Source organism: Meiothermus sp., assembly GCF_025056915.1.
GTDB lineage: Bacteria > Deinococcota > Deinococci > Deinococcales > Thermaceae > Meiothermus.
On sequence record NZ_JANWVH010000109.1, the window covers coordinates 1 to 7,645 of the forward strand.

The following is a 7,645-nucleotide window of genomic DNA, read 5'->3' on the forward strand; positions in this document are numbered from 1 at the left end:
TCCTGGGCGCTTTTGCAGGCTACCCAGACCTCTTCAAAGGGGAGCTTGCGCTGGTCCAGAAGCCAGAAGGTGTTTTCCTCAAAACGAAAGGGCACCACACGCATGGGGCCAGTCTACTTCAGGGTGTTCAACAGACTGGTGTAGAGCAAGTAAAACTGATTCTCGTCCAGCCGGGCCTGGGGATTGTTCCAGGTGGCCGACACGCAGTACTGCTTGCCGCCCCTGGAGGTGAGCCAGGTGGTCAGGTTGAGCACCCCCGGCTCCGAGCCTCCTTTGAAGGCCACACGTTGCCAGTCAGCTGGATTGGCAAGCCCCGGATTGAGGCTCATAAGCGGCAGGGCCTGCACCTTGGCCATCAAGCCGCAGAGCTCGCGGGTGCTGAAAAACCACTCCACATCTATTGCAACCGGCCCCCCCGCAAAAACGCTGACATCGGGCAGGGGCAGGCTGGTCAGTTGGGAAACAAGGGCGGCTCTTGCAGAGGGATTGGCCCGGTAGCGAAGGAGCCACTCCCGGTTTTGTGGGTTTTTGAGCACGAACGCCTCCCGGGTAGTCAGAAAGGGCCGGTTTCGGGGAGAAAGTTTTTCTACCTCGGCCCGCCCTACAATGGCGATCAGCGCATCGGTGGCGGTGTTGTCGGAGATGGAGATCATCTGGGTGGCGTACTGCTCCAGGCTGAGGGGCGTGCCGTCGGGCAGGTTTTGCAAGGTGCCGCTGGGCAGGCTTTTCCACTCGGGGCGCAGCGGCACGGTGTCGCTCCAACGCCGCTGCCCGGCCTCGACCTGCTGACGCAGGGCTTCCAGTACCGCCAGTTTGAAGGTCGAACCCACCGCCAGCACGGCATCTGCGTTCAGATTCAGGCGTTCCTGGTTGCCCTCGAGCACCAGCACACTGACCTGCCCCGGCAGCTTGCGGTATTCGGCCAGGAGCTGCGCAGGGGTGAGTGCTGTTTTAGGTTGAGCCGGACGAAAGAACAGACCCTGGATACGCCCCTGGGCATCGAGCGAGATTTGGGCCGGCACGATGCCCTGCTCGAAAACGACCCGGAAATTGGGGCCGTCCGGTTCTACCCCCTGGTATTTGCCCAGTCCTGTGGAAAGCTGGGCCAGGATGGTCTCAATCTGCGCTACCGACACTTGCTGCAAGAAGACCGGGGCGAACCACTCGGCTTTGGGGGGTTGCTGGGTGAAGAGGCGCTCGAGGGCCGCCTTCGGGGTCAGGGGGGACTGGCTCAGGGCCAGCCCGAGCAGCAGGGTTCCAAGGAACGTCCAGAATTGCATAGCGTCCTCTTTACGTTTCCGACAAAGTTGCCAGGGCTTCCCCCCCGGCAGCGCTCAGAATGACCAGCAGCGGAATGATTCGCTCCGGGGGCACGGTGTAGCTGCCGCGCTTGCCCGCTTTCAGCCAGCCCGCACTTTGCAGTTCTTTGAGGTGGTGGTAGAGCTGGCCGGTGGTTCCGATATCCGCCAGGTGTTGCAGCGCCTGGGAGCTGCTTTTGCCGTTCAGAACCGCCCGCAGAATTTCCAGACGCACAGGGTGCGCCAGGGCTGCCAGGCTTTCGGCCACCTCTGTCCAGGGCCTGTTCAAAAGCAGGTTCACCGGTAGCCCCCACTGCCAGCCCCAGGTGCCCGAGGCCACCTCGGCCTGGCCAGCGAACACCACCTCGCCGCCGGGTTGGGCGTTTTTGCGCAGGTGCTCCAGGGCCCAGAGGGTGCCTTCGGGGGGGATGGATGGGGCCCTCGAGGCCTGTTCCAGGGCAGCCAGGCGGGCCTCGAGCCGTTGCAGACGGGCTTCAAGCTCCACGTCAATACATTATTACGTTATTACGTAAAATACATGAGACAAAGGGCCCATTGGCGGGTCTGGGTCTCTGGAGGATGGCGGGCCTCGAGGCTCAGCGCACCTTGTAGCCGATGTCCTGCAAAATCTGCCGGGCTTGTTCGCGCTCCTCGGGGGTCGCAAATCCCATCCGGATGGCCCCCCCCTCGTCGCGGATGGCCAGCACCTCAAAGTTTTTGATGTTGACCCCGGCCTTACCCAGTGCGGTGGAGACCGTTGCAATCTGGCCGGGTTTATCGGGCACCTGCACCACCAGCTCGTTCATCACCGGCAACAGGCTGCGCTTGACGATGGGCAGCGAATCGCGGGTGCGCTTGGCTTCCTGGGCTGCTTCGAGGAGCGCTTCGGGGGCCTCGAGCAGGTTCTCGAGCTCCAGCATCACCGCCCGTAAATCCTCGATGGCCTCGCGCAGGGCTGCTTTGTTGGCCACCACCATGTCGCGGCTCATGCGGGGGGAGCCGGAGGCCACGCGGGTCAGGTCGCGAAAGCCCCCTGCGGCCAGGAACATCAGCAGGTCTTGATGGGGGTCTTGGGCCATCAGTCGGTTCAGGCCCACGGCCAGCAGGTAGGGCAGGTGCGAGACGCGGGCGACCAGGCGGTCGTGCAGCTCGGGTGAAATTTCCAGCGGGTAGGCGCCCAGGTTCTGCACCAGCCCATGCACCGCCCGCAGGGCTTCGGGGGAGGTGGCGGGCGTGGGCGTGATGACCCAGACCGCGTTTTGAAGCAGCCCAGCATGGGCCGCCTCGACCCCGGCTTTTTCGCTGCCCGCCATCGGGTGTGAACCCACAAAGTTGGGCAACACGCCCGTCAGGGCCTCCACAACCGGGGTCTTGACGCTGCCCACATCGGTCCAAAGGGTGTGCGGGCCGGAAAACCGGGCCAGTTTCAGGCCCTCGCTGACCAGCACCCCCATGGGGGCCGCCAGCACACCCAGGTCCAGTTCGGCAATCCAGCCCCCCAGGGCGGTGTGCACCCGATCCACAACTTGAAGGGCCAGGGCGTCCTCGAGCGCCCTGGGGTCGGGGTCGTAGGCGTGGATCTCCTCGGCCAGAAAGCGTTCGCGCAGCCCCAGGGCCACGCTGCCCCCCAGCAGACCTATGCCAAAAATGCCGACTTTGCCAAAGAGGGGCCTCATCATACGTGAAGTCTCAGGTTGCAAGCTGGAGTCCGTGTCGAGAAGCGCGGTGGGGCCTGGGTGGAATCGCCGGGTGGCTCGAGGTCAGGCGGGCTCGAGGGCCCGGGCCAGCCGACGGCCCAGGGCGGGCAGGAGGGCCTTGACCCTGCCCATCATATCGGCGAACTGGCTTTCGGTGAGCTGCTGGGCTGCGTCGGACTGGGCCTTTTCGGGTTCGGGGTGGGTTTCCACAATCAGGCCATCTGCTCCGGCGGCCAGGCCCGCCAAGGCCAGTGCTGTTACCCAGTCGCGCTTACCGGCAGCGTGCGAGGGGTCAATCCAGACCGGCAGGTGCGTCCAGCTTTTGAGCACGGGCACCGCCGAGACATCCAGGGTGAAGCGGGTGGACTTCTCGAAGGTACGGATACCGCGCTCGACCAGAATCACCTTCATATTGCCCTGGGCCAGCACGTACTCTGCCGACATCAGGAACTCCTCGAGGGTCATGCTCATCCCCCGCTTGAGCAGTACGGCCCGGCCCGACTTGCCAGCGGCTTGCAGCAGGGCAAAGTTTTGCGCGTTGCGGGCCCCGATCTGCAAAACATCGGCGTAAGCGGCCACCAGATCCACCTGTTCGGGCGAGACCACCTCGGTCACGATGGGCAGGCCTGTCTCGCGGCGAGCATAGGCCAGAATCTCGAGGCCCTCCTGACCCATGCCCTGGAAGCTATAGGGTGAGGTTCGGGGTTTGAAGGCCCCACCCCGCAGCATCTGGGCACCGTGCTTTTGGACATAGCGGGCCGCTGTGAGGGTCTGCTCCAGGCTTTCGACCCCGCAAGGCCCGGCGGCAACCATCACCTCGCCCCCGCCGGTCGCGCCGGTGTCCCAACGCAGCACGGTGGGTTTGGGGGAGACCTCGAGGGAAGCCAGCTTGTAGGGCTTGGAGATGGGAATCACGTCCTGAACCATAGAAAGCGCCCGAAAATGCTCGATTAGCTCCGGAGTGGGACCCTTGCCAATGGCTCCAATCAGGGTGGTGTGTTCGCCCTCCGACACATGGGCCCGGTAGCCGACCTGCTCAACTTCCCGCACCACCGACTCGATCTCTTTTGCGCCAGCACCGTGTTTGAGAATAATCAGCATCGCCTCACTCCTCCCACGCAAAAAAACTTCCGGGGTTTGTGTTCCCCGGAAGCGTGGATGCGTGTTCAAGCCACTATGCCAGCCTCACGGGAACCCCGGGCCAATAAAAATACCCAAAAAAGAAGGTATTTTGGCTGGCAGAAACCCGCTGGGTCGGCATATGCCGCGAGTTTAAGGGGCTGCCAGGGCTTCTGTCAATCCTCAGCGCTGGGGTGTGATGGCCAGGGTGCAGCGTGAAATGCAGACCAGGCGGCCTTCCTCATCGCGGATTTCGATGCCCCAGACGGCGGTGGTGCGGCCTGCGTGAAGGGGCGTTGCGGTGGCCCTGACCTTGCCGGAGCGCACCGAGCGCAGGTGATTGGCGTTGATTTCCATCCCAAAACTGGTGTGGCCTTCCGGCGCAGCCAGATAAGCGCCAATGCTCGCCACTGTCTCGGCCAGTGCGACCGAGGCCCCCCCGTGCAGGTAGCCGAAGGGCTGGTGGAGCCGGGGTGTCACCACCATCTCGGCCACCACCTTCTCGGGCGATGCCTCCAGGATTTGAATACCGAGGGTCTTGACCAGGGTTTCGCGCTCGAGCCGGGTGGGATCCATCTTGCTCATGGCCCTAGCCTACCCAAGAGGGCAAAAACCTGCTACAATAACTAGTTGCCTGGGGGCGTTCCGGTTTCGACAGGGGCTCTTGAAGGCAGTACGGCGTGTCGAGGTAGCCCATGGCCTCGTAAAAATGGGCAAAGCCATAACTGGCAACGTCCGTAGCAACAGCTACGCCCTCGCTGCTTAAGTCAGCGACGTTCTTCAGAAGCCCAGCCGATGGCGTGCTGAACGAACGACCTAAAGTCGGCTAGCTTTTGGCCAGGCTCCGTAGTCAAAAGCGAAACCAAACGGGGCTCGGTTCAGACCCGCTGTTGGTGGCGTAAGCCTGAACGACAACCAATCACCAACTACACACGTAGAAGTCTGCTGGATGGGTCTTTGGACAGGAGTTCGAATCTCCTCGCCTCCACCACCTGCCGTTCGCAAGAAGCTGCGAACGGCTTTTTTGTGCATTTTTGCGATGCACAGCCCGAGGCCGTGGCCAGCCCTCGAGGGGGCCACAAGACCTGGAAAAGTTCCGGTCGTGCAAGCCCTGGGTCGGGCATCTGCGGCGCCCCTCGCATTTGTCTAACCCCAAACCTTCGATAATAAGCCTGTGCTCAGGTTGCGGGCTGCTATTGTGGTTCTCCTGCTGCTGGCCTTCTGGGGGCCTGGTGTGCCTTTGCAGCCGGTGCGAACGGTGGTCTTGCTTGACCAAAGCCCCTCGGCGCGGGAGGCGGTCTGGAAGGTGGGGCCCTCGCTCAGCCTGCCCGGCGCGCAGTACGTGGCCTTTGCCAGCGGGGCCGCTCAGGTGGCCTCACCTTCGGCCCGCCGGCTCGACCTAGGCGAAGGCACCCGGCTGCAAGAAGCCCTGCGTAAGGCCCAGCAGCTCCGTCCTGACCGAATTGTGCTGGTATCAGACGGCCTCTTCCAGGACCAGCCTGAACCCATCGGCATTCCCATCTATAGCCTCCACCAGCCCCCCAGCCCCAACCTCTCGCTTTCGCTCTTGGGCCCGGCGCTGCCCGCCAGGGGCCAGACCATCGAGGTGCGGGCAGTGCTGGAGTCTACCGCCAGCGTCGGGGCCCGGCTGACCCTGGACGGCCCGGCGGGGCGGCTGGTGCGCGACCTGAGGCTCGAACCGGGCCGCAGCAGCCTGGGGTATCGCTTCCGGCTGGATGGACCGGCTGCCGTGACGGCGCGGGTGGAGAGCCCCTTGGGCCTCGATCAAGCCCGGCTCGAGCTAAGCCCTACCGATTCCATCCGGGTCTGGGTTCTGGGCGATAAGGCCCTGGCCCGCTACCTCAAGGCCCAGGGCTTTACCGTGGAGGAGCGGCGGGAGGTCAGCCTGCCCATCCGGGCCGAGGTGGTGGCTTTGGGGGTGGGGGCGCGCGATTTGTCGGTGGCCGAACTCGACGCGCTGCAAAGCTTTCTGAACCAAGGCGGCAGCCTGCTCTGGACGGCCACCCCCAGGGGGCTGTTTTTTGGTGGCTGGGAGCGCAGCGGCCTGGCCGAGAGCCTGCCGGTGGAGCCGGTTGAGGAGCCGGGCGGAGTGGGGATTGTGCTGGTGCTCGATGTCTCGGGCAGCATGCTCGAGGCCGACAAGCTGGGCCTGGCGGTGGTGGGTTCGCTGGAGCTAATCCGCTCGGCGCGGCCCCAGGACTACATCGGGGTGGTGGTCTTCTCCGACCGGCCCCGCTGGCTTTTCCGCCCCCGCCCCATGACCGAGCAGGGCCGCAAGGAGGCCGAAAGCCTGCTGCTCTCCACCTCGGCTGGGGGTGGCACCATGATCCGGCGGGCCTACCTGGAAGCCCTGAACGCCCTGGAAAGCGTGCCCACCGACTCCAAGCAGGTCATCGCCCTGACCGATGGGCTGGCCGCCGACGTGACCCCCGACCTCTTCGACGCGGCCCGCCAGGCCGCGCCAAAAATCAAAACCAGCACGGTAGCCATCGGGGCCGATGCCGACCGGCAGTTCCTGCGGGAGCTGGCCCAGGCCGGCGGGGGCACCTTCTGGGATGTGCCCAGCCCCCAGGATTTGCCGCGCTTTTTCCTCGAAGAAGCCCAGCGGGCTTTCCGGCGGGAGGCCCTCGAGGGCAGCTTCCCCGTCTCGGTGCGCCCTCATCCCGTCACCCGCGCGACCCGCCCCCCGGCCCTCTCGGTCATCCTTCCGGCCAAGACCAAGCCCTGGGCCCAGACCCTGCTCAGCTCGGGCGAGGGTACGGTGCTCGCGGTCGGGGAGAGCGGGAGGGGCCGGGTGGCCGCCCTGGCCACCGACCTCTCGCGCTCCTGGCTGGACTGGCCTGGAACCTCCGCGCTCGTGGCGGAGCTTTTGCGCTGGCTTTCCCAGACCCCGGCCCGGCCTCGTGTGCAGGCCCTGCGCGAGCCCGAAGGGTTGCGCGTGCTGCTGGAAGGGCAGTTCGAGCGGCCCAGCCTCCAGGCCGGTGGTCTGACGGTGAGCCTGGCCCCCACCGGCCCGCTGCGCTACGAGGCCCGGCTTCCCAGGGATACCGTGGGTCAGGCGGTCATCTTCGAGAACGAACAGCCCCGCCTAAGGCTGCAACTGCCCAGCCTGCCTGAGTGGCGCCTCGAGGACGGGCGGGAAAACCTCCGGCGGCTATCGGAGGCCAGCGGGGGCCGCCTCCTGGAGCAGGTTTCCGAGCTAAAAGGGCTTCCGAGCCGCAAAGACTTCTCCTTGCAATGGCCCCTGATTGCCCTGGCGCTGGGCCTGTTTTTGCTGGAGCGCTACCTCGAGCGCCGGAGAGCCCAAAATCCTTGAACAAAGGGGTTAGGGCGTAGGGTAGGGTGTTGGAGACCCACTCCCCAGCTCCGACTGCCCACTCCCGGCTTCGCATCCTTCAAAGTTGCTGAGCCTGGAGCGCTCTTCACATATTTAGGGCCATTCGACTATAAGAAAGCTTTGTCCTGGACAGAACAGTAGCCGCCTGGAAACTCGAAAACATGCGTCTCGGC

The 7,645-nt window shown here is 64.7% G+C and carries 6 protein-coding genes, 1 other RNA gene and 1 pseudogene; 2 read left to right on the top strand and 6 right to left on the bottom strand.

Annotated elements, in window-relative coordinates:
- The 6 genes and pseudogenes from NZN28_RS13315 to NZN28_RS13340 all read right to left on the bottom strand — a co-directional run.
- Window positions 1-104 (bottom strand): annotated as a pseudogene (locus NZN28_RS13315) (S-methyl-5-thioribose-1-phosphate isomerase); the annotation flags it as partial.
- Window positions 105-113: 9 nt separating this feature from the next.
- The gene (locus NZN28_RS13320; RefSeq protein WP_295398931.1) at window positions 114-1,280 is read right to left on the bottom strand and encodes a serine hydrolase; all 1,167 of its coding nucleotides are present in this window, start codon (window positions 1,278-1,280) and stop codon (window positions 114-116) included.
- A gap of 10 nt (window positions 1,281-1,290) precedes the next feature.
- Window positions 1,291-1,803 carry a helix-turn-helix domain-containing protein gene (locus NZN28_RS13325; protein ID WP_295398933.1) on the bottom strand — a complete coding sequence of 171 codons (513 nt, stop codon included), beginning with the start codon at window positions 1,801-1,803 and terminating at the stop codon, window positions 1,291-1,293.
- A gap of 91 nt (window positions 1,804-1,894) precedes the next feature.
- The gene (locus NZN28_RS13330; protein ID WP_295398939.1) at window positions 1,895-2,974 is read right to left on the bottom strand and encodes a prephenate dehydrogenase/arogenate dehydrogenase family protein; all 1,080 of its coding nucleotides are present in this window, start codon (window positions 2,972-2,974) and stop codon (window positions 1,895-1,897) included.
- Between the two features lie 84 nt (window positions 2,975-3,058).
- Complete coding sequence (aroF, locus tag NZN28_RS13335) at window positions 3,059-4,096, bottom strand: 3-deoxy-7-phosphoheptulonate synthase (protein ID WP_295398935.1); 1,038 nt, start codon at window positions 4,094-4,096, stop codon at window positions 3,059-3,061.
- A 201-nt stretch (window positions 4,097-4,297) separates the two neighbouring features.
- Window positions 4,298-4,699 (bottom strand): hotdog fold thioesterase, encoded by a 402-nt coding sequence (locus NZN28_RS13340; protein WP_295398936.1) that lies wholly within the window; start codon window positions 4,697-4,699, stop codon window positions 4,298-4,300.
- Window positions 4,700-4,750: 51 nt separating this feature from the next.
- On the opposite strand from NZN28_RS13340, the gene ssrA reads away from it, so the two are divergent.
- Both ssrA and NZN28_RS13350 read left to right on the top strand, forming a co-directional pair.
- Window positions 4,751-5,105: a transfer-messenger RNA gene (ssrA, locus tag NZN28_RS13345) on the top strand.
- A gap of 207 nt (window positions 5,106-5,312) precedes the next feature.
- Window positions 5,313-7,451, top strand: a complete 2,139-nt coding sequence (locus NZN28_RS13350; RefSeq protein ID WP_295398937.1) for a VWA domain-containing protein — start codon at window positions 5,313-5,315, stop codon at window positions 7,449-7,451.
- Window positions 7,452-7,645 lie beyond the last annotated feature (194 nt).

Bases quoted from the DNA above. Each gene is read 5' to 3' on its own strand.
- NZN28_RS13340 (WP_295398936.1), bottom strand. From the start codon at position 4,699: ATGAGCAAGATGGATCCCACCCGGCTCGAGCGCGAAACCCTGGTCAAG.
- aroF (WP_295398935.1), bottom strand. From the start codon at position 4,096: ATGCTGATTATTCTCAAACACGGTGCTGGCGCAAAAGAGATCGAGTCG.
- NZN28_RS13320 (WP_295398931.1), bottom strand. From the start codon at position 1,280: ATGCAATTCTGGACGTTCCTTGGAACCCTGCTGCTCGGGCTGGCCCTG.
- NZN28_RS13330 (WP_295398939.1), bottom strand. From the start codon at position 2,974: ATGAGGCCCCTCTTTGGCAAAGTCGGCATTTTTGGCATAGGTCTGCTG.